General features: G+C 65.4%; 24 protein-coding genes. 4 read left to right on the top strand and 20 right to left on the bottom strand.

Translation table 11 applies throughout. The features are described from left to right. Positions 1 to 5: 5 nt before the first annotated feature. From BLQ85_RS06030 to gabT, 3 genes are all read right to left on the bottom strand, one after another. A complete protein-coding gene (locus tag BLQ85_RS06030) occupies positions 6 to 1,043 on the bottom strand; it encodes an ABC transporter substrate-binding protein (protein ID WP_371327264.1) in 1,038 nt (345 codons plus the stop codon). 71 nt (positions 1,044 to 1,114) lie between these two features. Continuing rightward, positions 1,115 to 2,200, bottom strand: coding sequence for an ABC transporter ATP-binding protein (locus tag BLQ85_RS06025; protein ID WP_074575840.1), 1,086 nt, complete (start codon positions 2,198 to 2,200; stop codon positions 1,115 to 1,117). Between the two features lie 26 nt (positions 2,201 to 2,226). Further along, on the bottom strand, positions 2,227 to 3,519 hold the full coding sequence (gabT, locus tag BLQ85_RS06020; RefSeq protein ID WP_074575429.1) for a 4-aminobutyrate--2-oxoglutarate transaminase: 1,293 nt from the start codon (positions 3,517 to 3,519) through the stop codon (positions 2,227 to 2,229). A gap of 183 nt (positions 3,520 to 3,702) precedes the next feature. Between gabT and BLQ85_RS06015 the strand changes: the two genes are divergently transcribed. Beyond that, entirely contained in the window at positions 3,703 to 5,118 is a 1,416-nt protein-coding gene (locus BLQ85_RS06015) for an aminotransferase-like domain-containing protein (protein WP_074575428.1), read from the top strand. A 31-nt stretch (positions 5,119 to 5,149) separates the two neighbouring features. On the opposite strand, the gene BLQ85_RS06010 is transcribed toward BLQ85_RS06015, so the two are convergent. From BLQ85_RS06010 to BLQ85_RS05965, 10 genes are all read right to left on the bottom strand, one after another. After that, entirely contained in the window at positions 5,150 to 5,818 is a 669-nt protein-coding gene (locus BLQ85_RS06010; RefSeq protein ID WP_139200906.1) for a GntR family transcriptional regulator, read from the bottom strand. Next, positions 5,781 to 6,788, bottom strand: coding sequence for a branched-chain amino acid ABC transporter permease (locus BLQ85_RS06005; RefSeq protein ID WP_217631803.1), 1,008 nt, complete (start codon positions 6,786 to 6,788; stop codon positions 5,781 to 5,783). Before BLQ85_RS06005 ends, BLQ85_RS06010 begins: the two co-directional genes overlap by 38 nt. 4 nt (positions 6,789 to 6,792) lie before the next feature. Next, entirely contained in the window at positions 6,793 to 7,695 is a 903-nt protein-coding gene (locus tag BLQ85_RS06000) for a branched-chain amino acid ABC transporter permease (RefSeq protein ID WP_074575838.1), read from the bottom strand. A 63-nt stretch (positions 7,696 to 7,758) separates the two neighbouring features. Further along, entirely contained in the window at positions 7,759 to 8,961 is a 1,203-nt protein-coding gene (locus BLQ85_RS05995) for an ABC transporter substrate-binding protein (RefSeq protein ID WP_074575837.1), read from the bottom strand. A 53-nt stretch (positions 8,962 to 9,014) separates the two neighbouring features. After that, positions 9,015 to 9,740, bottom strand: coding sequence for an ABC transporter ATP-binding protein (locus BLQ85_RS05990; RefSeq protein WP_074575427.1), 726 nt, complete (start codon positions 9,738 to 9,740; stop codon positions 9,015 to 9,017). Further along, complete coding sequence (locus tag BLQ85_RS05985) at positions 9,733 to 10,491, bottom strand: ABC transporter ATP-binding protein (protein ID WP_074575426.1); 759 nt, start codon at positions 10,489 to 10,491, stop codon at positions 9,733 to 9,735. The genes BLQ85_RS05990 and BLQ85_RS05985 overlap by 8 nt, the downstream gene beginning before the upstream one ends. Positions 10,492 to 10,509: 18 nt before the next feature. Continuing rightward, on the bottom strand, positions 10,510 to 11,802 hold the full coding sequence (locus BLQ85_RS05980; protein ID WP_074575425.1) for an NAD(P)/FAD-dependent oxidoreductase: 1,293 nt from the start codon (positions 11,800 to 11,802) through the stop codon (positions 10,510 to 10,512). After that, complete coding sequence (locus tag BLQ85_RS05975) at positions 11,799 to 12,080, bottom strand: 2Fe-2S iron-sulfur cluster-binding protein (RefSeq protein ID WP_074575424.1); 282 nt, start codon at positions 12,078 to 12,080, stop codon at positions 11,799 to 11,801. Before BLQ85_RS05975 ends, BLQ85_RS05980 begins: the two co-directional genes overlap by 4 nt. A 191-nt stretch (positions 12,081 to 12,271) precedes the next feature. Next, on the bottom strand, positions 12,272 to 13,405 hold the full coding sequence (locus BLQ85_RS05970; protein WP_074575423.1) for a branched-chain amino acid ABC transporter substrate-binding protein: 1,134 nt from the start codon (positions 13,403 to 13,405) through the stop codon (positions 12,272 to 12,274). 38 nt (positions 13,406 to 13,443) lie between these two features. After that, positions 13,444 to 14,358: a dihydrodipicolinate synthase family protein gene (locus BLQ85_RS05965; RefSeq protein WP_074575422.1), complete on the bottom strand. Its 915-nt coding sequence runs from the start codon at positions 14,356 to 14,358 to the stop codon at positions 13,444 to 13,446. Between the two features lie 364 nt (positions 14,359 to 14,722). Between BLQ85_RS05965 and alaS the strand changes: the two genes are divergently transcribed. Next, positions 14,723 to 17,347: an alanine--tRNA ligase gene (alaS, locus tag BLQ85_RS05960; protein WP_074575421.1), complete on the top strand. Its 2,625-nt coding sequence runs from the start codon at positions 14,723 to 14,725 to the stop codon at positions 17,345 to 17,347. Positions 17,348 to 17,433: 86 nt separating this feature from the next. On the opposite strand, the gene egtD is transcribed toward alaS, so the two are convergent. Beyond that, a complete protein-coding gene (egtD, locus tag BLQ85_RS05955) occupies positions 17,434 to 18,462 on the bottom strand; it encodes an L-histidine N(alpha)-methyltransferase (RefSeq protein WP_074575420.1) in 1,029 nt (342 codons plus the stop codon). A gap of 291 nt (positions 18,463 to 18,753) precedes the next feature. Then, entirely contained in the window at positions 18,754 to 19,266 is a 513-nt protein-coding gene (locus BLQ85_RS05950; protein ID WP_074575419.1) for a GNAT family N-acetyltransferase, read from the bottom strand. A 90-nt stretch (positions 19,267 to 19,356) separates the two neighbouring features. On the opposite strand from BLQ85_RS05950, the gene BLQ85_RS05945 reads away from it, so the two are divergent. Both BLQ85_RS05945 and BLQ85_RS05940 read left to right on the top strand, forming a co-directional pair. Beyond that, positions 19,357 to 19,902, top strand: coding sequence for a TlpA family protein disulfide reductase (locus BLQ85_RS05945; RefSeq protein ID WP_074575418.1), 546 nt, complete (start codon positions 19,357 to 19,359; stop codon positions 19,900 to 19,902). A 102-nt stretch (positions 19,903 to 20,004) separates the two neighbouring features. After that, positions 20,005 to 21,126, top strand: coding sequence for a transglutaminase-like domain-containing protein (locus tag BLQ85_RS05940; RefSeq protein WP_074575417.1), 1,122 nt, complete (start codon positions 20,005 to 20,007; stop codon positions 21,124 to 21,126). Here the strand turns inward: BLQ85_RS05940 and BLQ85_RS05935 are convergent. Genes BLQ85_RS05935 through BLQ85_RS05915 form a run of 5 tightly spaced genes read right to left on the bottom strand, consistent with a single transcriptional unit; the run spans position 21,123 to position 26,315 of the window. After that, a complete protein-coding gene (locus BLQ85_RS05935; RefSeq protein ID WP_074575416.1) occupies positions 21,123 to 22,262 on the bottom strand; it encodes a DUF2827 domain-containing protein in 1,140 nt (379 codons plus the stop codon). The genes BLQ85_RS05940 and BLQ85_RS05935 overlap by 4 nt on opposite strands. Positions 22,263 to 22,272: 10 nt before the next feature. Continuing rightward, a complete protein-coding gene (locus tag BLQ85_RS05930) occupies positions 22,273 to 23,391 on the bottom strand; it encodes a DUF2827 domain-containing protein (protein ID WP_074575415.1) in 1,119 nt (372 codons plus the stop codon). Between the two features lie 19 nt (positions 23,392 to 23,410). Then, complete coding sequence (locus tag BLQ85_RS05925) at positions 23,411 to 24,019, bottom strand: hypothetical protein (protein WP_074575414.1); 609 nt, start codon at positions 24,017 to 24,019, stop codon at positions 23,411 to 23,413. After that, positions 24,019 to 25,173 carry a DUF2827 domain-containing protein gene (locus tag BLQ85_RS05920; protein ID WP_074575413.1) on the bottom strand — a complete coding sequence of 385 codons (1,155 nt, stop codon included), beginning with the start codon at positions 25,171 to 25,173 and terminating at the stop codon, positions 24,019 to 24,021. Before BLQ85_RS05920 ends, BLQ85_RS05925 begins: the two co-directional genes overlap by 1 nt. Then, positions 25,170 to 26,315 (bottom strand): DUF2827 domain-containing protein, encoded by a 1,146-nt coding sequence (locus BLQ85_RS05915; RefSeq protein ID WP_074575412.1) that lies wholly within the window; start codon positions 26,313 to 26,315, stop codon positions 25,170 to 25,172. Before BLQ85_RS05915 ends, BLQ85_RS05920 begins: the two co-directional genes overlap by 4 nt. Between the last annotated feature and the right edge of the window lie 127 nt (positions 26,316 to 26,442).

The following is a 26,442-nucleotide window of genomic DNA, read 5'->3' as shown; positions in this document are numbered from 1 at the left end:
GGGTTTTACTGCGTGGCCCAGGCGGCGAAACGTTTTTCCAGCGCTTCGCCCTGGTCGGCCCAGAAGCCGACGTTCATCTGGATGGCTTCTTTGGCGTTGGCCTGCGAGGTCGGCAGGTCGTCCAGCACTTTCTTGTCCAGCTTGGCCAGGGCCTTGGTGTTCACGGGGCCGTAGGCGATGTTTTGCGCATACACGGCTTGCGTGGCGGGCTGGCTGGCGAAGGCGATGAATTTCATCGAGGCATCCTTGTTCGGTGCGCCTTTGGGGATGACCCAGTAGTCCAGGTCGTAAATACCACCGGGCCAGTAGATCTTCAGGTTGCGGCCTTCGCGGTTGGCGGCGTCTATGCGGCCGTTGTAGACCGTGCTCAGGGCGACGTCACCGGCCACCAGGAATTGCGCGGGCTGGGCGCCGGCTTCCCACCACTGGATGCTGGGCTTGAGTTCGGTCAGCTTGCGGAATGCGCGATCCGCGCCATCCTTGGTGGCCAGGACCTTGTAGACATCGGCGGGCTTGACGCCATCGGCCATCAGCGCGAACTCCAGGTTGTAGCGCGCGCCTTTGCGCATGCCGCGTTTGCCGGGGATCTTTTTGACGTCCCAGAAATCAGCCCAGCTGGCGGGGGCGGTCTTGACCTTGTCGGCGTTCCAGGCCATCACGGTGGACCAGACAAAAACGCCCACGCCGCAGTCGTGCACGGCGGCGGGAAGGAAGTCCGCCTTGGCGCCTATCTTGCTGAAGTCGATCTTTTCGAACAGCCCTTCGTCGCAGCCGCGCTGGACGTCGGGCGACTCGACCTCGACGACGTCCCAGGTGACCTTCTTGGTTTCGACCATGGCCTTGATCTTGGCCTGCTCGCCGTTGTATTCGCCGGCGATGACTTTGGTACCCGTCTTTTCGTAAGGCTCGTAATACGCCTTCTTTTGCGCGTTGGCATTGGCGCCGCCGAAGTTGATGACGGTGATCTGCTGCTGCGCCAGGGCTGGCAGGGCCAGGCAAGAAGCCGCCGTGATGGCGATGATGTTTTTCTTCAGGGTAGTCATGGGGTGAGTCCTCGGTGGTTGATGAAAGAAACGCGTGAAAAAGAAAGGCAAAAAGTGTGGTGCGGGCGCGGTCAGGTGCCGTAAATCCGCGTGAATGCCGCGGGGAATTCCAGGTGTACGGCCTCCCCGGGCTGCGGCGACGCCAGGCCGTCCAGCGCGATCAGGGGCAGCTTCACCGTGGCTTCGGCCTGGCCTTCGCCAAGGTCGCAGAGCAGGCGCAGGTGGTCACCGAAATAGATGACCCGCGCGACGCGCGCGGCGAGCACGTTCGCCAGCGCGGGCAGGGGCTGGCGGTGCAGCACGATGCGCTCGGGCCGGATGTAGGCCTCAACCTGCGCACCGGCAGGCGCCTGGTTGACGTTGATGCCGCCCAGGACGCGGCCGTCCGGCAATTCGATGCCGGCGGTGCCGGCTTTGCCCTTGAGTACCGTGCTGTCACCGACGAAGCCGGCGACAAAACGGTTGGAGGGCGTCTCGTACAGCGCCTCCACAGGGGCCAGTTGCTGGATCACACCATCGTTGAACACCGCCACGCGGTCGCTCATCGTCAGGGCTTCCCCCTGGTCGTGCGTGACATAGACAAAGGTCACGCCCAGCTGCTTGTGCAGCTCCTTCAGTTCAATCTGCATGTGCTCGCGCAGCTGCTTGTCGAGGGCGCCCAGCGGTTCGTCCATCAGCACCAGCTGGGGCTCGAACACCAGCGCGCGCGCCAGGGCCACGCGCTGCTGCTGGCCGCCGGAAAGCTGGCCGGGCAGGCGGTCGGCCATGCCCGACAGGCGGACCATGTCGAGCGCGCGCTGCACGCGGCTTGCCTGGTCGGCCTTGGAGACCTTGCGCACCGTAAGCGGATAGGCCACGTTCTGGCCCACGGTGAGGTGCGGGAACAGCGCGTAGTTCTGGAACACCATGCCGAAGTTGCGCTTGTGCGGCGGGGTGCCCGTGATCTGCGCGCCGCCCAGGAAAATCTCGCCGGCCGTGGGGGACTCGAAGCCGGCAAGCATCATCAATGTCGTGGTTTTCCCGGAGCCCGAAGGGCCCAGCAGGCTCAGAAACTCCCCGCGATGGATGTCGAGGTCAAGCTGCTGCACGACAAGCTGCTCGCCGTCATAGGTTTTCTGCACGCCTGCAAAGCGTACGAGGACATCGTGATCAGTCATCGTTTTTCCTGAGCTGGTCACGGAGATCAACGCGTTGCGGCGAAGCTGTCGGCCAGGATCTTCAGGCCTTCGTCGAGCAGCGCGTCGGACGCCGTGAGGGGAACGAGAATGCGGATCACATTACCGTAGGTACCGCATGAGAGCAATATCAGCCCGCGCCGGGCGGCCTCTGCCACCACGCGCTTGGTCAGGGCCGCGTCGGGGCGGGCGAGGTCCCCGTTTTCGAAGAGCTCTATGGCCACCATAGCGCCCAGGCCGCGCACGTCACCTATGGATTTTTCCGTTTCAGCGATGGCGCGCAGGCCCTTGACCAGATGGGCACCCATGGACTTGCTGCGCTCCAGGAGTTTTTCCTTCTCGAAAACCTTGAGCACCGCCAGGGCGGCCGCGCAGCCTACGGGGCTTCCCGCGTAGGTGCCACCCAGGCCACCGGGGCCGGGGGCATCCATCACCTCGGCGCGGCCAACCAGGCCCGAGATGGGGAAACCGCCGGCCATCGATTTGGCGATGGCGATCAGGTCGGGGGCCACCGGCCACTGTTCGCTGGCGAACCAGGTGCCTGTGCGTCCCGCGCCGGTCTGGACCTCATCGGCGATCAGCAGGATGCCGTGGCGGTCGGCCAGCGCCTTCAGGCGGCTGATGAATTCGGGCGGGGCGACGTAAAAGCCCCCTTCGCCCTGGACCGGCTCAACGATGAAGGCCGCCACGCGCTCGGGTTCGACGTCGTTCTTGAGGATCTGCTCCACCGAATGCAGCGCCTGCTCGATGCTCACGCCGTGCAGGGCGTTGGGGAATTCGGCGTGGAAGACTTCGCCGGGGAAGGGTCCAAAGCCCAGCTTGTAAGGCGCCACCTTGCCGGTCATGCCCAATGTCATGTTGGTGCGGCCGTGGTAGCCGCCCGTGAAGGCGACGACGCCGGGGCGCTTGGTGTAGGCCCGCGCCACCTTGACCGCGTTCTCGACCGCCTCGGCGCCGGTGCTCAGCAGCAAGGTTTTTTTGGCGAAGTTGCCGGGCGCCAGGGCATTGAGCTTTTCCGCCAGTTCGACGTAGGGCTCATAGGCGATGACCTGGAAGCAGGTGTGCGTGTAGAGGTCGAGCTGGGCCTTGACCGCGGCAATGACTTCGGGATGCAGGTGGCCGGTGTTGAGCACGGCGATGCCGCCGGCGAAGTCGATATAGCGGCGGCCTTCCACGTCCCACAGTTCGGCGTTTTTCGCCCGGCTGGCAAAAATCTCGTGTGCCTGGCCGACGCCGCGCGTCACGGCTGCTTGGCGGCGCGCCATCAGGGCGGCGTTGGTGGAGGTTTGGTTTGGCTGCATGATGAGGGTGGTTTCAAGGTTTAAGTAGGGAATGGGGTGGACTTTAAAATTCGGCGCCAGCCCAGTCCATGTACAGCTTTGCGTGCTTTTCAACACACTGTACGGGTCTAAAATCCTGTACATGGATACCCCAACCTGGTGCGTGAGGATTGCGATGCACAATTCGCCCTTTTTGGTTTTTTGATGCTCACACTTCGCCCGGAACTGCAGACCCCCCTGGTGAGCCAGATCGTTGACGGCCTGCGTGGGATGATTGCCGGGCAGGCGCTGAAACCGGGGGTCAAGCTGCCTTCCATCCGCGGTTTTGCCGCCATGCATGGGGTCAGCGTCTTCACGGTGGTGGAGGCCTATGACCGCCTGGTGGCCCAGGGCTGGCTTGTTTCCCGGGCCAATGCCGGGTTTTTCGTCAAGCGCCGGGGTGACGAGGGGGCTTCGGGCACGCTGTATGCGCAGCCCCCGCAGCCGAAATTCGACGCGCGCTGGTACCTCAAGCAGATATTCGAAAACCGCAACCTGCCGATGAAACCCGGCTGCGGCTGGCTGCCCCACGATTTCCTGTTCGGGGACGCGCTGCGCCGCAGCATGCGGCAGCTGTCGGTGGACGGCTCTTCCCTGGAAGGTTACGGCCTGCCCCATGGGCATATGGCGCTGCGCATGGTCATCGCGGAGGCCCTGGCTGAAAGCCAGATCGCGGTTGAGGTGAACCAGGTGTTGCTGACGCAGGGCTCCAGCCAGGCGCTGGATCTGGTGGCCCGGCAACTCCTCAAGCCGGGCGACACTGTGCTGGTGGACAACCCGGGTTATCCCAACCTGATGTTCATGCTGCGTTTCCTGGGGGCCAATCTGGTGGGCGTGCCGCGCACCCCCACGGGCTACGACCTCGCCGCGCTGGAGGCGCTGCTGGTCGAGCACAAGCCCAAGGCCTTTTTTACACAGCCTCGCCTGCAGAGCCCGACCTGCTCCATCGCCTCGGCGGCCCATCTGCACCGCTTGCTGCAACTGGCCGAGGCGCATGATTTCACGCTGGTGGAGAACGATATCTACGCCGACATGGACCCGACCTCGCGCTCCACGCTGGCCAGCCTGGACCAGCTGCAGCGCGTGGTGTATATCGGCAGCTTCTCCAAAACCATTTCCCCGAACCTGCGCGTGGGCTACCTGCTGGCGCGAGGCGAGCTGATTGAAGACTTGGCCCAGCTCAAGATGATTTCCGGGTTGACGTCCTCGGACATCGCCGAGCGGCTGACGTTCGGGGTGGTCACCGACGGCCGCTGGCGCAAGCACCTCAAGTCGCTTCGGGAAAAGCTGGCCCTGGCGCATCGCAAGACCGAAAAGAATCTGACCAACCTGGGATTCGAGCTTTTCCATGAGCCGGGGGCCGGCATGTACCTGTGGGCCCGGCACCCGGACCTTCCGGACGGCGCCGTGCTGTCCAAGGAGGCGACGCCCGAGGGCATCATGCTCGGCCCGGGGCAGCTGTTCCTGCTGGAGCCCCATCCCACGGGCTGGCTGCGCTTTAACGTGGCTTTCAGTGACGACGAGCGCATATGGCGCTTTTTGGCCCAGCGCATTGAGCTGGGCCAGCAAGCCGCGCAATAGCCGGCCGGTAGCCGCCTGGCGGCCCGTGACCTCAGATCTCGATGACGCGGCGGGCAAAGCCCTCGAGGTAGTCCATGAGCTTGTTGGCGCCCAATACCGCGGCGGCCTCGTCGCCGGTGGCGATGCCCTGGGCCAGCTCCATGTGAAAGCGCGCGCCTTCGGCGATTTCGCCCTCGTGCTGGTAGGCGTACCAGAAGCGCCGGCACTGCACGATCAGCGGCACCACGCTCTTGACGGCCGAGCTGTTGCGGCAGGCTTCGTGGTTGACCAGGTCCAGCTCGTGGTCGGCTGCCATATAGGCCTCGAGGTTGGCGCGCTCGGCGGCCTTGACCATCTTGGCCGCGCAGCCGACGATGGCCTTGCGCTGGGCCGCCGTGGCGCGGCGCGCCGAACACGCGGCGATCACGCCCTCGAGCACGCGCCGCGTGAGGATCACGTCCAGGTGGTCGGCCAGGTCGATGTTGGAGACCAGCAGGCCGCGCCGGGGCTGCTGCACGATCAGGCCTATGGAGACCATGCGCAGGAGCGCCTCGCGCACCGGGGTGCGGCCCAGCTGGGTGCGCTGGGCCAGGTCGGCCTCGACCACGGGCGCCCCGGGCTGCAGCTGCAAGGTGGCGATCATGGCTTCGATCGCGTCGTAGGCGACGTCGGCGGCCCGGCGCTTAAGGGGTGTGGGCTGTGCGGTCGTGGACAGGGACATGGTGTTGTTGGGCATCTCGGCGTTGCAGCAGGGCCTGCCATTCGCCGACCAGGCCACGCCGGAAGAACGATACACAGACGATGAAGGTCAGGCCTATGAGCACGGTTACCACGCCGCCCAGGGCGGCGAGGTGGTTTTGCAGGCTGACCACCAGTGTGGAGCCTACCACGGGCCCCCAACTGGTGCCTAGCCCTCCCAGCAGCGTCATCAGCAGCACTTCGGTCGAGGTGCTCAGCATCACGTCGTTGAGCGCCGACAGCTGCAGCACCAGCGCCTTGAGCGAGCCGGCCAGCCCGGCCAGCGCGGCCGACAGCATGAAGGCGTAAAGCTTGCAGCGGTCGGTGTCGTAGCCCAGCGAGACGGCGCGCGGCGCGTTGTCGCGCAGCGCCTTGAGCGCCTGGCCGAAGGGCGAATGCACGATGCGGTGTATGGCCAGGAAGGCCGCGACGAACACCGCCAGCGTGAAGTAATACATGTTGTTGTCCACCGAGAGGTCGACCAGGCCCAGCAGCTTGCCGCGCGGGATGCCCTGCATGCCGTCCTCGCCGCCGGTCCAGGGAATCTGCACCGCCAGGAAGTAGGCCACCTGCGAGAGCGCCAGGGTGATCATCGCGAAGTAGATGCCGGTGCGGCGTATCGCCAGCGTGCCTATCAGCCAGCCTATGGCGGTGGCCACGGCCATGCCCGCCAGGATGGCCAGCTCGACCGGAAAACCAGCCGCCCCGAAGCGGATCATCAGGATGCCCGTGGTGTAGCCGGCCCAGCCGAAGAAAGCCGCATGGCCGAAGGACACCAGCCCGGTGAAACCGATCAGCAGGTTGAAGGCCAGCGCGAACAGCGCGTAGCACAGCACCTTCATGATGAAGACCGGGTAGGCGATTTCGGGGAAGGCCGGCACCAGCAGCGCGGGCAGCAGCAGCGCCAGCAGGATGCGCACGGGCATGGGGATGTGGGTGAGCAGGGATTTCATGGCTTCAGTGCTCCTTGCCGAAGAGGCCGGCGGGGCGCGTCAGCAGCACCACCGCCATGATGACGAACACCACCACGGTGGAGGCCTCGGGGTAGAACACCTTGGTCAGGCCCTCGAGCAGGCCCAGGGCCAGGCCGCTGACCACGGCGCCCAGGATGGAGCCCAGCCCGCCTATCACCACCACCGCGAACACGATGTTGAGCAGGTTGGCGCCCATCAGCGGGTTGACCTGCATGATGGGTGTGGCCAGCACGCCGGCGATGCCGGCCAGGCCCACGCCGAAGCCGTAGGTCAGCGTGATCATCAGCGGGATGTTGACGCCGAAGGCCTGCAGCAGCTTTGGGTTCTCGGTGCCGGCGCGCAGCAGGGCGCCCAGCCGGGTTTTCTCGAACAGGAACCAGGTGCAGCCGCAGATCAGGATGGAGGCCACCACCACAAAACCGCGGTACAGCGGCAAATACATAAACCCCAGGTCGACGCCGCCCTGCAGCAGTGCGGGCGGGTCGTAGCTGGCGCCCGAGATGCCGTAGAAGTGGCGGAACACGCCTTCGAGCACCAGCGAGACGCCGAAGGTCAGCAGCAGGCCGTAGAGGTGGTCCAGGTGGTAAAGCCGCTTGAGCAGGGTTTTTTCGAGCAGCACCCCCAGGCCGCCGACGATGAGGGGCGCCAGCACCAACGCCGCCCAGAAGTTGATCTTGAACTCCGGGCCCAGCAGCAGCGGCAGCTGCGAAAAGCCCATCCAGGCCAGGAAGGCGGCCACCATGAACTGCGCGCCGTGCGCGAAGTTGATGATGTTGAGCAGGCCGAAAATGATCGCCAGGCCCATGCTCAGCATGGCGTAGAAGCAGCCGTTGATCAGGCCCACCAGCAACTGGGCCAGCAGGGACTGCATCGGGATGTCAAACATGATGTGTGTTTCGTCGGTGGCGCGGCGGCCGCCCCCTGGCATGCCGCCGCGCGCGGGATGGAGTTACTTGCCGGCCTGGCAGGCGGGGTTGATGGGCGGGAACACGTCGGCGCCCTTGAGCACGGACTTGACCTTGTAGTAGTCCCAGGGCGCTTTCGACTCGGCTGGCGTCTTGACCTGCAGCAGCAGCATGTCGTGCACCAGCGCGCCGTCCTCGCGCAGCTTGCCCTTGCGGATCACCGCGTCGTCGATGGTCATCTTGCGCAGCTGCGCCATGACGGCCTTGGCCTCGTCGGTGCCCGCGGCCTGCACGGCCTTGAGGTAGCTCAGCGTGGCCGAGTAGACGCCGGCCTGGGCGGCGGTGGGCATGCGTTTTTGTTTCTCGAAGAATTTCCTGGACCAGGCGCGCGAGCGCTCGTCGAAGTCCCAGTAAAAGGCTTCGCTCAAATACATGCCCTGCGCCTTGTCCAGGCCTATGCTGTGCACGTCGGAGATATAGGTCAGCAGCGGCGCGACCACCTGCTTGCGCGTGATGCCGTATTCGTTGGCCTGCTTGATGGCGTTGACCGTGTCGTTGCCGGCATTGGCCAGCGCGATGACGTCGGCCTTGGAGGCCTGGGCTTTGAGCAGGAAGGACGAAAAGTCGTTGCCGGGGAAGGGGTGGCGCGAGCTGCCGACCACGCTGCCGCCGTCGGCCTTGATGACCTCGGTCGCGTCTTTTTCGAGCGAATGGCCGAAGGTGTAGTCTGCGGTGACGAAGTACCAGGTCTTCTTGCCTTCCTTGACCAGCGCGCGCGCCGTGCCGGCCGCCAACGCGTAGGTGTTGGTGGTCCACTGCGCGGTCAGCGGCGTGCATTTTTCGCCGAGGATGGCGGTGGCCAGGCCCGAGGAGGGCATGACCACGCGGTTTTTCTGCCGGGCGATTTCCATCACGGCCAGCGCGGTGGAGGTGGTGGGGAAGTCCGTCACCATGTCGACCTTGCCCTGGTCGAACCAGCCGCGCGCCAGGTTGGCCGCCACGTCGGGCTTGTTCTGGTGGTCGGCGAAGACCAGCTCGACCGGCTTGCCCAGCACCTTGCCGCCCATCTCCTCGATGGCCATGCGCGCCGCCGTGACCGAGCCCTGGCCGGACAGGTCGGAGTAAATGCCCGAGAGGTCGTTGAGCACGCCTATCTTCACGACGTCATCGCTGACCTGGGCGTGGACGGAGAAGGGCGAAAGGGCCGCGCAGGCCGCCAGGCAGACGGAGAGTTTGCGAAATTGCATAAAGGGCTCCATGGGTTAAGGAAAAAAGCAAAGGGAAGGGGAGGGGTGAAAACTCAGATGCCGAGCAGCTCGTCAAGCCGGCCTTGCCGGGCTTCGACCTCGCGCTGCTCCATGACTTCGACCACCTGCCCGTGTTCGATCACGTAGTGGCGGTCCGCCAGGTGTTTGGCGAAGCGGAAGTTCTGCTCCACCAGCACGATGGTGAAGCCGCGCGCCTTGAGCTCGCGTATCACCTGGCCGAGCTTTTGCACGATCACGGGCGCCAGGCCTTCGGTGATCTCGTCGAGCAGCAGCAGTTGGGCGCCGGTGCGCAGGATGCGCGCCATCGCGAGCATCTGCTGCTCGCCGCCCGACAGCCGCGTGCCGGGGCTGTTGGCGCGTTCCTGGAGGTTGGGAAACATGGCGTAGATCTGCTCCAGCGACATGCCGCCTTCGCCGACCTTGGGCAGCAGCAAGAGGTTTTCCTCGGCGGTCAGCGAGGCATAGATGCCGCGCTCTTCGGGGCAGTAACCCAGGCCCAGTCGGGCGATGCGGTGCGGCGGCAGGCCGATGGTTTCCTTGCCCGCCACGCGGATCGAGCCGGTGCGCTTGCCGACCAGCCCGAGGATGGCGCGCAGTGTGGAGGTGCGGCCCGCGCCGTTGCGGCCCAGCAGGGTGATGCATTCACCGGCCTTGACGTCCAGGTTGATGCCCTGCAGCACATGGGATTCGCCGTACCAGGCGTGCAGGTCGCGGATGGTGAGCATGGCCTCGCCGGTGGGGTGGAGGGGTTCAGGCATCTTCTTCGACTCCCATATAGGCTTCACGCACGGCCGGGTTGGCCGAGACCTCGGCATAAGGCCCCTCGGCCAGCACCTCGCCGCGCTGCAGCACGGTGATGGTGTCGCTGATGTCGGCCACCACCTTCATGTTGTGCTCCACCATCAGCACGGTGCGCTGCGCGGAGACCTGCTTGATCAGCTGTTTGATGCGGTCCACGTCCTCATGGCCCATGCCCTGCGTGGGCTCGTCGAGCAGCAGCAGTTCCGGGTCCAGGGCCAGTGTGGTGGCGATCTCCAGCGTGCGCTTGCGGCCGTAGGGCAGGTCGCCGGCGAGCAGCGCGGCAAAACGCGCCAGGCCCACCTGCTCGAGCAGGGCCATGGCCGGCGCGTCGAGCTTGCGCATGGCCGCGATCGACTGCCAGAAGTGGTATTCCACGCCCAGCTTGCGCTGCAGCGCGATCTTGACGTTCTCCAGCACCGTGAGCTGTGGGAACACGGCGGAGATCTGGAAGGAACGCACGATGCCGCGGCGCGCGGTCTGCGCGGGTTTTTCCTGCGTGATGTCGGTGCCGTTAAAGAGGATTTTTCCTTCGGTCGGCGTGTGGAACTTGGTCAGCAGGTTGAAGACCGTGGTCTTGCCGGCGCCGTTCGGGCCTATCAGCGCGTGTATGCTGCCGCGCCGCACGCGCAGGGCGACGTTGCGCACGGCGACAAAACCGCGGAACTCCTTGGTCAGCCCCTGCGTTTCGAGAATGATGTCCTGTGGCATGGTGGTGGATGGGTGCTTTCAGTCGTTGGTGTGGGGGCTAGCCAGCGTGGCGATGCGCGCGGGCGACAGCGGCGGCCTGGGCGCGGGCGGCGTCCAGCCGAATAAAAAATTCGCCGCCGCGCCGCAGACGCGGCCCTGGCAGGCGCCCATGCCGCAGCGCGTGTGCAGCTTGGCTTCGGTCCAGCCGCCGCAGCCGGCCAGCGCGGCCTGTGTCACGTCTTCGCAGCGGCAGACCAAGGTGTCGGGCCGCGCCAGGGTCTTGAGCGAGGGCGCCAGCGCGAAGTGCCGCTGCAGCTGCCCGGCAAAGGCTTGCCAGTGCGCGCGTTCCGCGTGGTGGCGCTGCGCGGCGGTGTTGTCCCCGATGGCGGCCAGCCCGGCGATGCGGCCCTGCGCGAGCGCGCGCTCACTGCCGCCCACGCCTGTGCATTCGCCGGCCGCGTAGATACCGGCCACGCTGGTCGCCTGCAGGCTGTCGACCGCCAGGGCCTGCGCGCCGCCGCCGGCCGGCACCAGCGCGCAGCCCAGCAACTGGCCCAGTTCGGTGTTGGGCACCAGGCCGAAACCACAGGCCACGCGGTCGCAGGCGATCTCGGTCTCACGGCCGGCATGCAGCAGGCGCGCGGACTGCACGCGACCCTCGCCGTGCGCCGAGACCACGCAGGTACTTGTGCGATAGCGTGCGCTGGCCAGGCCCAGGGCTTGTGTGGCCTTGCCGGGCCAGCGCAGCAATTGCGCCGCAAAACCCGCGACGGCCGGCAGGCCGGCCTGCTCGGCGATGCGGACCACTTTGGCGCCGGCGCGCCGCGCCGTGTCGGCCGCCACCAGCAGCAAGGGGCCGCTGCCGGCGATCACAATGCGCTCGCCTGCGACCGGCAGGCCGGCCTTGACCAGGGCCTGCAGACCACCGGCGCCTGTGACGCCGGGCAGCGTCCAGCCGGGGAAGGGCAGCAGCAACTCGCGCGCGCCCGTGCACAGGATCAATTTGTCATAAGGCTGCACCCAGCCTTGTTTGGCGTCCTCCAGCAGCAGCGCGCTGCTGCCGGCCAGGCTCACCACGCGCGTGCCGCACAGCAGGCGCACATTGGCGCAGCGCGCCAGCGCCTCGCGCATGCGCAGCGCCTGCGGCGTCAGATGGGCGCCCGGGCCGTCGCGCCAGATCTGGCCGCCCAGGACCGGGTTGTCGTCCAGCAGTGTGATGCGGGCGCCGCTGGGTGCGGCGGCCAGCGCGGCCGCCATGCCGGCCGGGCCCGCGCCGACGATCAGCAGTTCGCACGGAGCCGCGGGAGCTAGGGGCTTGTCGGGAGCGTTCATGGATTCTGCCCTCCAGCTGGAAGTCCGGTGTCCACGCGCAGGCCGTCGCTGCACAGGGTCTGGCAGGCCAGGCGACGCTGGCCATCGATGTCGACGCGGCATTCCTGGCAGATGCCCATGCCGCAGAACGGCGCGCGGGCTTCGCCGTGCACGGAGCGGCGTGCCACGCCCATGCGCGCGGCGTCGGCGATGCGCAGCGCCGCGGCCACGGACGTTCCCGTCTTGACCGACAGTGGCCGGCCGTTGACGTGGATCGTCACGGTGTCTGGCGTTTTCATGGTTGTGCGGTTTTGGCAAACCGCCGGGCGGCATACGGCGTGGGGCCGAGGGCGGGCGTGGCACAGCGCATCCGCGCGGCCGACCACAGACCCTCACCCCAGGGATGGCGGCTGAGAGGGGGCAGGTTGTCGGACCTTGCGTTGCGCATGGCATTGCCCGTCATGGCCGTGTACCGGTGGTGCGGATCGTGTCAGTAACTCGCCAGCGCCGTGGGCTGGGCATTCTTGAACGTGAACACCGTGATGGGCGCCTGGGTCATGTTGCCCTTGTCGTCATAGGTGTAGGTACCCGCGACGCCCTTGTAGCTGCCCTTGTAGATTTCGGCGCCGACCTTGGCCACGTCGATGGAGTCGGCTTTGCGCATGGCCTCGCCGATCAGCATCGTCTGGTCATAGAAGGAAGCGCCGTAGGCGTCCGTATCGAGGTTGAAGCGCTTTTTGTATTTGGCCTTGAAGGCCGGTCCACCTGCGGCCTTTTCCAGCATGGAGCCGCCTTGCGCGCAAAAAACCGTGTCGTTGACCGCTTCGCCGCCGAGCTTGCCCATTTCGGGGCTGCAGAGCGTGTCGCCGCCCAGCAGCTTGGCGGACAGGCCCAGCTGTTTCATCTGACGCACCATGGGTGCGGCCTGCGGTGCGTAGCCGCCGAAGAAGATGGCTTCCGGTTTCTGCGCCTTGAGGTTGGTCAGGATGGCAAGGAAATCCACGGCCTTGTCGGTCGTGAACTCCTGCCCGACCACGGTGAGGCCCTGTTTTTTGGCTTCCTTGACGAATTCTTCCGCAACGCCCTGGCCGAACGCCGTGCGGTCGTCAATCACGCCGACCTTGCTGACCTTCAGGACCTTGGCGGCATACACCGCCATGCTGGAGCCGATCTGTGTGTCGCTGGCAATGATCCGGAACAGGTTTTTGTAGCCGCCCTGGGTGACCTTGGGGTTGGTGCCCACGGTCGACATCATGGCGCCACCTTCGCTGTATACCCGTGATGCGGGAATCGCAACGCCCGAGCAATAGGGGCCCATGATGTACTTCACTTTGCTGTCAACAAGTTTTTGGGCTGCGCTCACGCCGGCCTTGGCGTCGCACTGGTCGTCCTCCGACTGCAGTTCGAACTTGAGTGTCTTGCCACCCACCACCATTTTTTTGGCATTGAGTTCTTCGACCGCCAGGCGCACACCGTTTTCGTTGTCCTTGCCGGCGAACGCGTTCGGCCCCGAAAGCGGGCCGGTGTGGCCGATGGCCACGACCTGTTCCTGGGCCTGTGCCGCTGAAGCCAGCGCGATGGCTGCGATGCCGATCAATGAAACGATGCTGTTGCGATGTGTCATGGGTGTCTCCTCGGTGCTGGTTGCGGGGTTGGAAAAATTTACGGGGCGGACTGGTACTTGGCCGGCCGTGTCGCCAGGGCTTTTTTGACGATGGCTTCGACGAACTCGCGCTCGGCGCCTACCAGCGGCAGGCGCGGGCGGCGCATGTGCTCGGTGCCCACGCCGACCAGCGCGTCGATGAGCTTGAGGTTTTGCACCAGCTTGGTGGAGACGTCCAGGTGCAGCATGGGCGTCATCCACTGGTAGAGCTTGAGCGCCTCGGCGAATTGGCCGGCTTTCATCAGGTCATAGAGCGCCACGGTCTCGCGCGGGAAGGCGCAGCCCACGCCGGCCAGCAGGCCGTCGCAGCCCAGCGCCAGGCCTTCGTAGGCCAGGTCGTCCACGCCCAGGAAGAGCTGGTAGCGGTCGCCCACCGTGTTGCGCAGGTCGGTGATGCGGCGGATGTTGTCGGTGCTCTCCTTGATGGCGACCAGCCATTCGCAGTCGGCCAGCTCGGCCATGTGCTCGGGCTTCAAATCCACCCGGTAGGCGACCGGGTTGTTGTAAATCATGAGCGGCTTGCGCGCGGCCTCGGCCATGGTGCGCACATTGAGCATGGCTTCGCGCGCGTCGGCCACGTAAATCACCGAGGGCATGACCATAAAGCCGTCCACGCCGAGCTGGTTGGCGCCGGCGATGTAGCGCAGCGCCTCGCGGGTGCTGGTTTCCGACACATTGGCCAGCACCGGGATGCGGCCTTTGCTGGCGTCCAGCGCGATCTTGGCGACCTGGAGTTTTTCCTCCAGCGTCAGCGTGCTGGCTTCGCCCAGCGAGCCGCAGGTCACCAGGCCGTGGATGCCGTTGCGGATCTGGAAGTCGATGTGCCGGGCCGTGCCTTCGGCGTCAATGCTTTCGTCGGCGTGGAATTTGGTGGTGACGGCGGGAAAAATGCCTTGCCAGCGGGGGTTGTTCAAGGGAGTGCTCCTGAGGATGGGGGTGAAAAAAGGCTTGGATATAAATATATTAAGAAGATATTTAATTTATCTTTATAGGGTATTAAGCAGCTTGCGTGCCAGCGAATTTGGCGGTAAAGGAGGGTCGGAATGCCTGTTTTTGGGGCCGCCGTGCGGCCTGGCTCGCGCGCCGGCGCCGGGGCGGTGCGCCGGGCACCGCCTTGATGCGCCGGCCCCGCGCGGGGCTTGGCCTGGCGCCGGGGCTGCCGGAGAGGTCCACGCCTATAATCGAATGTTCAAGTAAATCAAGCGCTTAGGTGGGTTCGACGCAGTGGGCCAGAGGTCGCCGGCGGCCGGCCACCTTGGCCAGACCACAAAATCCAAGATGAGCCAGCCCACTTTCACCGTCGCCGACATCCGCAAGACCTTCCTCGATTTCTTCGCGTCCAAGGGGCACACCGTGGTGCCCTCCAGCTCGCTGGTGCCGGGCAACGACCCGACGCTGATGTTCACCAACTCCGGCATGGTGCAGTTCAAGGACGTGTTCCTGGGCACCGACAAGCGCCCCTATGTGCGCGCCGCGTCCGTCCAGGCCTGCCTGCGCGCCGGCGGCAAGCACAACGACCTGGAAAACGTGGGCTACACCGCGCGCCATCACACCTTCTTCGAGATGCTGGGCAACTGGAGCTTTGGCGACTACTTCAAGCGCGAGTCGCTCACGTGGGCCTGGGAGCTGCTGACCGAGGTCTACAAACTACCGCCCGAGCGCCTGATGGCCACGGTGTATGAGGAAGACGACGAGGCCTACGACATCTGGACCCAGGAAATTGGCCTGCCGCCCGAGCGCGTGATCCGCATCGGCGACAACAAGGGCGGCCGCTACAAGTCCGACAACTTCTGGATGATGGCCGACACCGGGCCCTGCGGCCCGTGCAGCGAAATCTTTTACGACCACGGCGACCACATTCCCGGCGGCCCGCCCGGCAGCCCCGATGAAGACGGCGACCGCTTCATCGAAATCTGGAACAACGTGTTCATGCAGTTCGACATGGCGGCCGACGGCAGCGTCACCAAACTGCCAGCGCCCTGCGTGGACACCGGCATGGGCCTGGAGCGCCTGGCCGCCATCCTGCAGCATGTGCACAGCAACTACGAAATCGACATCTTTGACGCGCTGATCAAGGCCGCCGCGCGCGAAACCGGCGAGAAGGACCTGGGCAACAAGTCGCTGCGCGTGATTGCCGACCACATCCGCGCCACCGCCTTCCTGGTGGCCGACGGCGTCAACCCGTCCAACGAGGGACGCGGTTATGTGCAGCGCCGCATCATCCGCCGCGCGATCCGCCATGGCTACAAGCTGGGCAAGAAGACGCCTTTCTTCCACAAGCTGGTGGCCGACCTCGCCAAACTGATGGGCGACGCCTATCCCAAGCTCAGGACCGACGAAGCCCGCATCACCGCCGTGCTCAAAGCCGAGGAAGAGCGCTTCTTCGAAACGCTGGAAATCGGCATGACCATCCTGGACACGGCGCTGGCCGGCGGCGCCAAGGTGCTGCCGGGCGAGGTGGCCTTCAAGCTGCATGACACCTACGGCTTCCCGCTGGACTTGTCGGCCGACGTCTGCCGCGAGCGCGGCGTCGAGGTCGATGAGGCCGGCTTCAAGGCCGCGATGGACAAGCAAAAGAACCAGGCGCGCGCCGCCGGCAAGTTCAAGATGGACCGCGCGCTCGAATACACCGGCAGCGGCAATACCTTCACCGGCTATGAGCTGCTCGAAGAGCCCGCGAAAGTGGTGGCCCTTTATGCCGACGGCGTGGCCGTGCAGGCCCTGAATGCCGGGCAAAGTGGTGTGGTCGTGCTGGACACCACGCCCTTTTACGCCGAAAGCGGAGGCCAGGTCGGCGACCAGGGCCGCATCACCGCGGCAGGTGCCAGCTTCGCGGTGGACGACACGCAGAAAATCCGCGCCGATGTGTTCGGCCACCACGGCACGCAGGAAGAGGGCACGCTCAAGGTCGGCGATGCGGTGAAGGCGCAGGTCAATACCGCCGTGCGCGCCGCCACCGTGCGCAACCACAGCGCCACCCATTTGATGCACAAGGCCTTGCGCGAAGTGCTGGGCGAGCATGTGCAGCAAAAGGGTAGCCTGGTGAACGCCGAGCGCACCCGCTTTGACTTCGCGCACGGCGCGCCCGTAACCGACGCGCAGATCCGCGAGATCGAAGCCCGCGTCAATGCCGAAATCCTCTCCAACGTGGCGACCGACGCCAGCGTGATGGACATGGAGGCCGCGCAAAAAAGCGGCGCCATGATGCTCTTCGGCGAAAAATACGGCGACCGCGTGCGCGTGCTGACCATAGGCTCGAGCAAGGAACTCTGCGGCGGCACCCATGTGGCGCGCACCGGCGACATAGGCCTGTTCAAGATCGTCGCCGAGAGCGGCGTGGCCGCCGGCGTGCGGCGCGTGGAAGCTGTCACCGGCGAGAACGCGCTGGCCTATCTGCAGTCGCTGGAATCCACGGTGCAGGCCGCGGCCGGCTCGCTCAAGGCCAGCCCGACGGAACTGCAGGGCCGCATCGGCCAGGTGCTGGACCAGGTCAAGGTGCTCGAGAAAGAAATCGCCGCGCTCAAGGGCAAGCTGGCCTCTTCGCAAGGCGATGAGCTGCTCACGCAGGCGGTGGACATCAAGGGCCTCAAGGTGCTGGCCGCAAAACTCGAAGGCGCCGACGCCAAGACCCTGCGCGACACCATGGACAAGCTCAAGGACAAGCTCAAGACAGCCGTCATTGTGCTGGCCGCGGTCGACGGCGACAAAGTGCAGATCGCCGCGGGCGTGACGGCCGACAGCGTGGGCAAGGTCAAGGCCGGCGAGCTGGTGAACTTTGTGGCCCAGCAAGTCGGCGGTAAGGGCGGCGGCAAGGCCGACATGGCCATGGCCGGCGGCACCGATGCGTCCAAGCTGGGCGATGCGCTGAAGTCGGTGCAGGGCTGGGTGGGCGAGCGCGCCTGACGCGCTCCCGCTTCAAAAGCGTTTCAAAAAACGAGGCCGGTTTCCCCGAGGGGAACCGGCCTTTTTCTTTTGGCGAACTGGTTTGTTTACACCGCAGCCCAGAACACCGCGAACCAGCTGTTGGGATCGGTCCAGTATTCGATGTGATTGAAGCCGGCCTGCCGCAGCAGGGCCGTCATGCCCGGGACCGTGTACTTGTAGGAGCATTCGGTGTGTATGCGCTCGCCGGCCCGGAAGCCGCGCTCATGGCCGGGCCAGCGCACCGTCAGTTCATCCGTCGCTTCCAGGTGCATCTCGATGCGCGACTCCCTGGCATTGAACAGCGCCACATGGCGCCATTGCCGCAGGTCAAAGTCCGAGCCCAGCAAGTCGTTGATATTGAGCAGCAGGTTTTTGTTGAAGGCGCCGGTCACGCCCAACGCGTCGTCGTAGGCGGCCTCCAGGCGCGCCGTGTCCTTGACCAGGTCTATGCCCAGCAGCAGGCCGCGCGCCTTGCCCTGCGCCGGGTCGGCGATGTGCTCCAGGAACTGCAAGGCCTGGCCGGGGTGGAAATTGCCCAGGCTGGAGCCCGGATAGAAAAACACCCGCTCATGCGCCTGGACTTCGCCCGGCAGGGCCAGCCCGGCCGAGAAGTCCATGCCCAGGCCGACGATGTCGAGCGCCGGAAAGTTGTTTTGCACCTGCTCGGCCGCATCGCGCAAAAAATCGACCGAGATGTCGACCGGCACGTACTGGCGCGGCTGCAGGTGCGGTATCAAGGCCATGGCCTTGGCGCAGTTGCCCGCGCCCAGGTCGATCAGGCAGGGTTGGTGGATGCCCGCCTCGGCCAGCGTGGCGGCGATGTGCGTTCGCGCCGCCTCGAAGATGCCGGCTTCGGTGCGCGTGGGGTAGTACTCGTCCAGGCCGGTGATGGCCTCAAAGAGCTTGGAGCCCAGCGCGTTGTAGAAAAATTTGGGCGACACAGCGGCCGCCGGGGCCAGCAGTGCTTCCGTCAGCTCTTGCACCGTTGCATGCATGGCCTGCGCGTCGCTGTTCGGACGGTAGAGGTCAATGAATTGCGGGGACGCGGGAGGCAGCTGGAGCGAGAGGGCCGATATGTTGAGTGGTAGGTTCAAGATTCGCCTTGGCTACGGTTATTTGGTAATGACGTTAGATTTAAAAGCCAGTTGGAAAGAGCGTTTGTAGGACTGAATCGCTTTGGGTGCAAGCGGCGCCGGCCAAATGCTGTCCTATATAGGGTTCGCGCCGCAAGGCGGACCAATGCTGGCGCTGTGCCGGTGCTGTGTTTTGCAGCGGCGCGCGGACCTCCTGTGGCATTTGGTCGCCCCAGGTTGTTATTTCTTACAAAAGAGCTCTTACAAAGAGCCGGCACTGCTGACCAGCGCCCTCATGCCCGCGCAGGCGGCTTATGGCGTCGGCAGGGCCTGGCCTGTGTGCTCGGCCCCTTGCGCAAACTGTCGCAGGGTGTCACCGGCCATGCGGTAGCGCACCCATTCGGCTTGTGGTTTGGCCCCCAGCGATTGGTAAAACTGGATGGCCGGCTCGTTCCAGTCCAGCACACTCCACTCGAAGCGCCCGCAGCCGCTGTCAAAAGCCAGCCGGGCCAGGTGGCGCAACAGCCGTTTGCCGGCGCCGCTGCCCCGGTGTTTGGGCGACACGTACAAATCCTCCAGGTACATGCCTTTGCGGCCCAGCCAGGTGGAATAGCTCAGGAAGTACACCGCATAGCCCACGGGCTGGCCGTCTATCTCGCAGATCAGGGCCCGGGCGGGGGTGCCCGGCTCAAACAGGCTGCGCTCGATGTCCGCGACGCTCGCAATGACCTCATGCTCCGCTTTTTCATAAATGGCCAGTTCGACGATAAAGGCGTGGATCAGTGCGGCGTCGCTGGCTAGCGCGTCCCGGATATCGATGTTCATGAAGCTTCCTGTGATTGGTGTGAAGGCACCCGCATGGATGCATGCATGGTGGCTCGGTTACCCTAGCAGCATCCTACCAATGCCAGGCCCATGACGATTCCGCCCTTTTCCCGTCGCCATTTCCTGCAACGGGCACTTGCCATCAGCGCCGGTGCCGCCGTGCTTCCGGCGAGGCCGCAGGGCTTGACCGGCCCTGCGTATGAAGTCAGTCCCTGGGCCGGCCCGGTATCCGCTTTCGCGCTGGTCGACACCACCGGCAAGACCTGGTTGCCTGCCGACCTGCGCGGCCGGGCCGTGCTGCTGAATTTCTGGGCCAGCTGGTGCGAGCCCTGCCGCGCCGAGATGCCCACGCTGCAGCAAGTGGCGGATTTTTACGGGCCCGAGAAGCTGCTGGTGCTGGCGATCAACTTCAAGGAGCCGCCCGCGCGTGCCCTGCAGTTTGCCAAGACCACGGGCGTGACGCTGCCCGTGTTGCTGGACCTGGACGGCAAGGCGGCGCGGGGCTGGGGCGTCAAGGTCTTCCCGACAACCCTGATGATGGACACGGCCGGCCGGCCGCGCCTGCGCGTCAAGGGCGAAGTCGACTGGACCGGGCCCGCGGCCGCGAAGCTGATTGACGGCCTCCTCAAGCCTTGAGAGAGCCGACGGCAGGGCAGGGGCGATAATTGCGGCCTGGCATCCCGGGGCATCTTTACCTGCCGCGGTGTATGCCACTCTCACCCCACCCGGAGATCCTTTATGACCACCGTACGCCGAGCCTTCCTGAAAAGCGGCGCCGCAGCCGCCATGGCCGCCGCCTTGCCATCCCTCAACTTCGCCCAAGCGCCCGCCGCCCCCAGCCGCCGCCACTTCGCACCCCAAAGCGGCGCCTGGCGTACTTTTGACGTGACGACGCGCGTGGACATCCTCAAGCCGCAAGGCGTGACCAAGGTCTGGCTGCCGATTCCCTCGGTCAACAGCGACTACCAGCATTCGTTGGGCAACAGTTTCGCTAGCAACGGCAGCACGCTGCTGGCGCAGGACGGCCGCGACGGCGCGAAGATGCTGTATGCCGAATTTCCGGCCACGGAAGCCAAACCCTTTGTGGAACTGACCAGCCGCGTGCAGACCCAGGGCCGGGCCATCGACTGGTCGCGGAAAACCGCTCCGGCCGAAAGCGCCGACACGCTGCGCTATTTCACGCGCCCGACCACGCTGATCCCGACCGACGGCATCGTGCGCAAGACCGCGCTCGCGGCCACACAGGGCGCGAAGACCGATGTCGAGAAAGCGCAAAAGATTTATGACTGGATCGTCGCCAATACCTACCGCGAACCCAAGGTGCGCGGCTGCGGCGAGGGCGACATCAAGACCATGCTGGAAACCGGCAACCTGGGCGGCAAGTGCGCCGACCTCAATGCGCTGTTTGTCGGCCTGTGCCGCTCGGTGGGCCTGCCGGCGCGCGACGTCTACGGCATACGCCTGGTGCCCTCGGCCTTCGGCTACAAGGAGCTCTCGGGCAACCCGGCCAGCCTCAAGGGCGCCCAGCATTGCCGCTCCGAGGTCTACCTCAAGGGCCACGGCTGGGTGGCCATGGACCCGGCCGACGTCGCCAAGGTGATGCGCCTGGAAACGGCGGACTGGATCAAGACCACCGCCGACCCAGTGGTGGCCCCCGTGAACAAGGCGCTGTTCGGCGGCTGGGAAGGCAACTGGATGGCTTACAACACGGCGCACGACCTGGCCCTGCCGAAATCGGCCGGCGAGAAGCTAGGCTTCTTTATGTACCCCATTGGCGAAAACGCCGCAGGGCGTTTTGACTCCTACGCGCCGGACGACTTCAAGTACCAGATCACGGCCAGGGAAGTCACCGCCAGCTAGCCCGGCGGCGTGGCCATCAGGCGCAGCAGCAGCGCCTCGTAGCGGGACACCACCTCGGCATTGGCCGGCAGGTAGCGCTTGATCAGCTCGCGCTGCCGCGCCGCGTAGCCGGCGGCCTGCTCGTCGTGGCGGTCGAAGACCTCCAGCAGGCGTGCGCAGCCCGCCTCGACGTCATTGCCTTCGTAGTAATAGCCCAGGTCGGCGCACAGGTGGGCGTTGTGCACCAGCGGATAGCCCTGCCAGCAGACCTCGAGGTAAAAATAGTTGAGCGCGTTCTCCCACTGGTGCGAGATCACGACGTCGCTCATCTCGCTGAGGAAGGCCGGTGTCTCGAAAACGCCCAGGAAGGAGGCCTTGTGCTGGCGCACGATGTCCAGCTGGTTCATCAGCGCGACAAACTCCTTGCTCTCCTGCGCCAGGCGCATGGCATTGGTGACGTGCAGCCAGGCAATCGCCTCGGGCCTGCGCCTGTAGGCTTCCTCGGCGATCAGGATGGGATAGAGGCAGAACTTGACCACGTCCAGGTTCTGCTCCATCACGCTGAGCCGGCGCGGGCCGTGCCGCGGGTGGTAGCGGCCGGCATCAGGCAGGGCCTGGCTGCGTTCCTCGATGAACACCGGGTCCCAGACAAAGGGCACGACGGTGGCCGGCCTGCGCCGCAGCGTCGAAAAATAATGCTGGCTGATGGGCGCCACCTGCGGAATCACCCAGAGGTCGTCATAACGCTGGTTGATGAACAGGTCATAACCCCACAGCGGCCGGCCAAACAGGATGGACTCCATGGTGTGCACGTATTCAAAGCCGCAGCAGTAGGACACCAGGCGGGTGCCGCGGTGCTTCAGGTAGTCGGTCTGCTCCGCGCTGACCTGGCCGCCGAGCTCGATGAGCACGTCCAGCGAGTCCTTGGCATCCTCGAAAGCGACGGTGGGCCAGCGCCGCTGGTCCCAGGGCAGGGCGGCCGTGATGCGGACGGCGGTGGTGTTGACCAGGCGCACCGAGGCCACCAGCCGCGAGTGCTTGAGGGCTTCGGCCAGAAACACCGCGTTCTGTTTGATGCCGTTGTTCCACAGCGTCTCAGCCTCCTGGTGCAGGCCAATGGTGATGCCTATGCGCAGGCCGGGGTTTGTGGGGGCCATGGCCGTGTTCTCAGCCGGTCAAAAGCCCGGCCAGCAGTTCGTCGTAGCGGGCCACCAGTTCCGGGTTGGCGGCCGTGTGCGCCCGCAGCAGCTCGCGCTGCCGCGCGGCATATTCGGTGGCCGCGTCGTCATGCCGCTGCAGCAACTGCAGCAGCTGGCGCGCGCCGGCTTCCACGTCGTTGCCTTCGTAGTAGTAACCCAGCTCTTTGCACATGCCGGCGTTGTGCACCAGCGGGTAGCCCAGCCAGCAGACGTCGAAGTAAAAATAATTGAGCGGGTTGTCCCACTGGTTGGAGATCACGGCGTCGGCGTGTTCGCCCAGGAAATTCGCCGTGTCATAACGCCCCAGGAAGGTGGCCTTGCCGGCGTTGACGATGTCGAGCTGGAACATCAGCAGCTGGAACTCGCGGCTTTGCTCGGCCAGGTGCTTGGCGCTGCAGACGTTGAGGAACTCGATGAGCTCCGGCCGCGCGCGGAAGGCCGCTTCGGCGATCAGGATGGGATAGATGCAGGCCTTGACCACATCCATATTGGGTTCCATGACGGCCAGCCGCTTGGCCGCGCGACCCGGCTGGTAGCGCGCGCCATGGGGCAGAGCCGCCACACTGGACTCCAGCCAGCGCGGGTCCCAGACAAAGGGCACGACCTTGGCCGGGCAGCGCCTGAGCGTCTGGATAAAGGACAGCGAGTTGTTGGCCACCTGGGGGATGACCCAGATTTCGTCATAGTGGCGGTTCATGTAGACGCCGTTGGGCCAGAGCGGCCGGCCAAACAGGATGGACTCCAGCACCACCACATACTCGCTGCCGCAGCAGTAGCTGACCAGGCGCGTGCCGGCCGCCTTCAGTTGCAGGGAATGCGCTTCGCTGATGCCGCCGCCCAGCTCAATCAGCACGTCGAGGTCCTTCAGGGCGGCCTCCAGCGTGACGACCGGGAAGGTCTTGAGGTCCCAGGGAAGCTGGCCGGTGATGGGCACGTCGGTGGTGTTGACCAGCTGCACCCGGTGGCCCAGCGGCGAGGCCTGCAGCACGCAGGCCAGGTTCAGCGCGTTTTGCTTGATGCCGTTGACCCACAGGCTTTCATCGGGCGAGCGCAGGCCTATGGTGATGCCTATGCGCAGGGCCTTCATGGTCGGTGTGCCCCGCCGTTCATCGCCTGGGTGCTCTCAGCGCGGGGTCTTTCCAGTCGTACTCGACGTGGCGGCGGATGATCAGGCAGCCGGGCGGCGAGTCGATCAGGGTCACCGAGGCGCCGGGGTCGCGCGCATCGACGTAAACGGTGAAGGTGGCCAGCAGCTGCGTGGCCTGGTAGCCGCCAAGCTCCTGCTGCGCGATGCTGCGGCAGGCAAAGGGCGCGACCGAGATGCGTTCGGCCGCGACCGAGCAGCCGCCCGTGCTGTCGGGCACCGCCGTCAGGGAAAAGGCCAGCGAGGCGTTTTTGTACTCGACGCCGCTGAGCGAGAAGAAGGGGCCGCCGTCGGGGTTTTTGCGGTCCCAGTCGACCAGCACGTCGTTGCCGGTGCTGCCGCTGACGGTCAGCGAGGACAGGCGGGTGATGGCCGGCAGGCAGCGCCTCACGCCCACATTGGTGGCGGCGGCCGTCAGCGCGTCCAGCGGTACGCCGGCAGCCGGTGCCGGCAACACGGGAGCGGGTGGGCGCTGCGGCGTGACCTGCGCCTGCGCCTGGAAACCCGGCATGCCCAGAACGGCGGCCGCCAGCAGCGTGCGGCGCAAAAAGAAGAGGAAAGAGGTGGACATCACGATGAACCCGCGCGGTACAGATGGACCAGCGCCTCATTGTAGGCACGCACGTTGTTTTCGTTCTCGGGCGCCAGGGTGCGCAGAAAGGTGCGCGCGCGCTCCCGGTAGCCCGCCAGGTCGGCGTCGTGCTGGGAAAAGGCCTGCAGCAGGGCCAGGCCGCCTTCCTCGCAGTCGAAACCGGGGTAGAAGTAGCCGCAATCAGCGAGGAAGCTGGAGTTGTGGATCAGCGGGTAGCCGCCGTAAAGCGCTTCGTAGTACAGGTAGTTTTGCCCGTTTTCCCAGTGGTGGCAGACCACGGCATCGACTTGCGACGAAAGGCACTGGTAGACCGGAAAGCGGCCTTCGAAGACGGCCAGGCCGTGCCTGACGATGTCCAGGCTGTTGGCGAAGTCGACAAAGGTCACATGGTCCTTCATGTGAAAGCTGTTGTAGACCCGCATCAGCTCGATCACGCGCGGGTTGGCCCGGTGCGCCATGTCGATCAGCAGCATGGGCAGGTGGCTGGTCTTGACCATGCAGATATTGGGCTCGAAGATGCCCAGCCGCCATTTTTTGCGGCCCGGCTTGTAGCCGAAGGTCTCGCCGTTGGGCAGGGTCGCGGCCGCGCGGTCTATCACGCCGGGGCTCCAGAGGTGCTGCATCAGCCGCACCGGCGCCCGCATCGCGCTGCCGAAGTAGTGCATGCAGCTGCGCTCGTACTCGGGCAGGGTCCAGATTTCGTCGTAGGGCGTCCCGGCGATCAGCAAGCCGTGCTGCTTGTTGAAGATCATGCGCTCGATGTCGATGACGTAGTCGTTGCCCACGCGCATGGTCACGATTTTCCCGTCGCGCTCGCGAAAGCCCACGGCCCAGTCCCGGCTCAGTTGCGCGCTCATCTCTATCATGATGTCGAGCTTGTCGGCCGCGGCCGCCATATCGATGATAGGCACCGGGGAGTCGGCCATGAAGCGCTGGGCGTCGGCCGCATCGCCGTCGCCGCCGCCGCTGACGAGATAGGTTTCGGCCACGTTGGGCGCCTTGAGCAGCAGCATCACCAGAAACAGGCAGTTCTGGTAGATGCCGTTTTCCCACAGCGATTGCTCGCCCTTGCGCACATAAATGGAAACGCCGACCCGCAGGCGGTCCGGCGTGGTCGCTTTGGCCTGGCTCATGCGGCGGCTCCCACGCTTGCGGTATTGCTGAAAAGCGCTTGCAGCCTGCGCGCCAGGCTTTGCAGGTTGCCGTGCGCAAAGGGATCGACGGAGGCGATCACCCGCCGGGCCTGCTGGCGGTGCTGCTCCAGGCGGCTGTCGTGCTGGCTTGCGGCCAGCAGCAGCTTGCGCCCGCCTTCTGCCGTGTTGAAGTCGGGATAGTAGTAGTCGGAATACCCGGCGTCGCGCAGCCAGGGCGAGTTGTGGATCAGCGGGTAGTTGCCGTGCAGGGCGTCCAGGTAGTTGTAGTTCTGGTCGTTTTGCCACTGGTGCGCCACCACGGCGTCGGCATGCTGCACCATGTAGCCGGCAAAGTCATGGCGGCCCTGGAAGATCGCTTTTTGCTGCTTGACCAGGTCCAGCGAGTTGGCCAGGTAGAGCAGCGTGGGGTGGTCCTTCAGGTGCAGGGTGTTGAGCACGTGCATGAAGTTCACCTGCGCGGGCTCGGCGCGGAAGGCCTCGTCGCAGATCAGCATGGGGATGTTGGTGCATTTGACCACCGACACATTGGGCTCGAAGATGGCCACGCGCAGGCCCGCGCCGGCTGCGCGCGGTTTGTAGCCGAAGGCATAGCCTTCTTTTTCCAGCTCCCGGGCGCGCGCGTCCAGGAACTGCGGCGACCAGATGTAGGGCACCTCATGCACCGGGCAGCGGTGCAGGGCGCGCAGCATGGGGGCGAAGGCGGAAAAGTCCTTGGGCAGTATCCAGATCTCGTCACAGCGGTCGGCCCGGCTGAAAAACCCCGGGCGGTCGAACACGCTGGGCTCTATCAGGCCGACATAGGGCTGGCCGGCGCAGTACCAGACCACTTTTTTGCCCTGGGCGCGCAGGTAGTCCAGCCATTTGACGTCCAGCGCGCCGGCCATCTCGATGGCCAGGTCGATGTGGTCGGTGGCTTCGTGCGCGGACATCATGCGCAGGCCCAGCGCGTCCATATTGACCTGCGGCGGCATGGTGTTCTGGTCCCCGCCGTTGAGCAGCACGACGGACTGCACAAAAGGCAGCTTCTGGAAGGACTGGGCCAGGAAGACGACGTTCTGCCCCAGCCCGTTTTCCCAGATGTTCTGGCCGGCGTGTGTGAGGACCGAGATACCGATACGCATGCTTGTGTCTCTCCCAAAGCAATGAGCGCCGGGGGCCCTGGGGGGCCGCGCGGCGCTCACCGGGAGCCGGGGGGCTCCATCTGACTGACGGTGTAAGGCGCTTAAGCCATTCTACTGAGAGCGGCTC

It is taken from the genome of Polaromonas sp. JS666 (assembly GCF_900103405.1).
Taxonomy (GTDB): domain Bacteria; phylum Pseudomonadota; class Gammaproteobacteria; order Burkholderiales; family Burkholderiaceae_C; genus Polaromonas.
Note: the sequence above shows the minus strand (reverse complement) of the source record. Positions and strands in the feature narration are given on the sequence as shown.

Bases quoted from the DNA above. Each gene is read 5' to 3' on its own strand.
- BLQ85_RS05970 (WP_074575423.1), bottom strand. From the start codon at position 13,405: ATGACACATCGCAACAGCATCGTTTCATTGATCGGCATCGCAGCCATC.
- BLQ85_RS05950 (WP_074575419.1), bottom strand. From the start codon at position 19,266: ATGAACATCGATATCCGGGACGCGCTAGCCAGCGACGCCGCACTGATC.
- BLQ85_RS05925 (WP_074575414.1), bottom strand. From the start codon at position 24,019: ATGTCCACCTCTTTCCTCTTCTTTTTGCGCCGCACGCTGCTGGCGGCC.
- BLQ85_RS05945 (WP_074575418.1), top strand. From the start codon at position 19,357: ATGACGATTCCGCCCTTTTCCCGTCGCCATTTCCTGCAACGGGCACTT.
- alaS (WP_074575421.1), top strand. From the start codon at position 14,723: ATGAGCCAGCCCACTTTCACCGTCGCCGACATCCGCAAGACCTTCCTC.
- BLQ85_RS05915 (WP_074575412.1), bottom strand. From the start codon at position 26,315: ATGCGTATCGGTATCTCGGTCCTCACACACGCCGGCCAGAACATCTGG.
- BLQ85_RS05980 (WP_074575425.1), bottom strand. From the start codon at position 11,802: ATGAACGCTCCCGACAAGCCCCTAGCTCCCGCGGCTCCGTGCGAACTG.
- gabT (WP_074575429.1), bottom strand. From the start codon at position 3,519: ATGCAGCCAAACCAAACCTCCACCAACGCCGCCCTGATGGCGCGCCGC.
- BLQ85_RS06030 (WP_371327264.1), bottom strand. From the start codon at position 1,043: ATGACTACCCTGAAGAAAAACATCATCGCCATCACGGCGGCTTCTTGC.
- BLQ85_RS06005 (WP_217631803.1), bottom strand. From the start codon at position 6,788: ATGAAATCCCTGCTCACCCACATCCCCATGCCCGTGCGCATCCTGCTG.
- BLQ85_RS05985 (WP_074575426.1), bottom strand. From the start codon at position 10,491: ATGCCACAGGACATCATTCTCGAAACGCAGGGGCTGACCAAGGAGTTC.
- BLQ85_RS05930 (WP_074575415.1), bottom strand. From the start codon at position 23,391: ATGAAGGCCCTGCGCATAGGCATCACCATAGGCCTGCGCTCGCCCGAT.
- BLQ85_RS06025 (WP_074575840.1), bottom strand. From the start codon at position 2,200: ATGACTGATCACGATGTCCTCGTACGCTTTGCAGGCGTGCAGAAAACC.
- BLQ85_RS05990 (WP_074575427.1), bottom strand. From the start codon at position 9,740: ATGCCTGAACCCCTCCACCCCACCGGCGAGGCCATGCTCACCATCCGC.
- BLQ85_RS05920 (WP_074575413.1), bottom strand. From the start codon at position 25,173: ATGAGCCAGGCCAAAGCGACCACGCCGGACCGCCTGCGGGTCGGCGTT.
- BLQ85_RS05935 (WP_074575416.1), bottom strand. From the start codon at position 22,262: ATGGCCCCCACAAACCCCGGCCTGCGCATAGGCATCACCATTGGCCTG.
- BLQ85_RS06010 (WP_139200906.1), bottom strand. From the start codon at position 5,818: ATGTCCCTGTCCACGACCGCACAGCCCACACCCCTTAAGCGCCGGGCC.
- BLQ85_RS05995 (WP_074575837.1), bottom strand. From the start codon at position 8,961: ATGCAATTTCGCAAACTCTCCGTCTGCCTGGCGGCCTGCGCGGCCCTT.
- BLQ85_RS06000 (WP_074575838.1), bottom strand. From the start codon at position 7,695: ATGTTTGACATCCCGATGCAGTCCCTGCTGGCCCAGTTGCTGGTGGGC.
- BLQ85_RS05975 (WP_074575424.1), bottom strand. From the start codon at position 12,080: ATGAAAACGCCAGACACCGTGACGATCCACGTCAACGGCCGGCCACTG.
- BLQ85_RS06015 (WP_074575428.1), top strand. From the start codon at position 3,703: ATGCTCACACTTCGCCCGGAACTGCAGACCCCCCTGGTGAGCCAGATC.
- BLQ85_RS05940 (WP_074575417.1), top strand. From the start codon at position 20,005: ATGACCACCGTACGCCGAGCCTTCCTGAAAAGCGGCGCCGCAGCCGCC.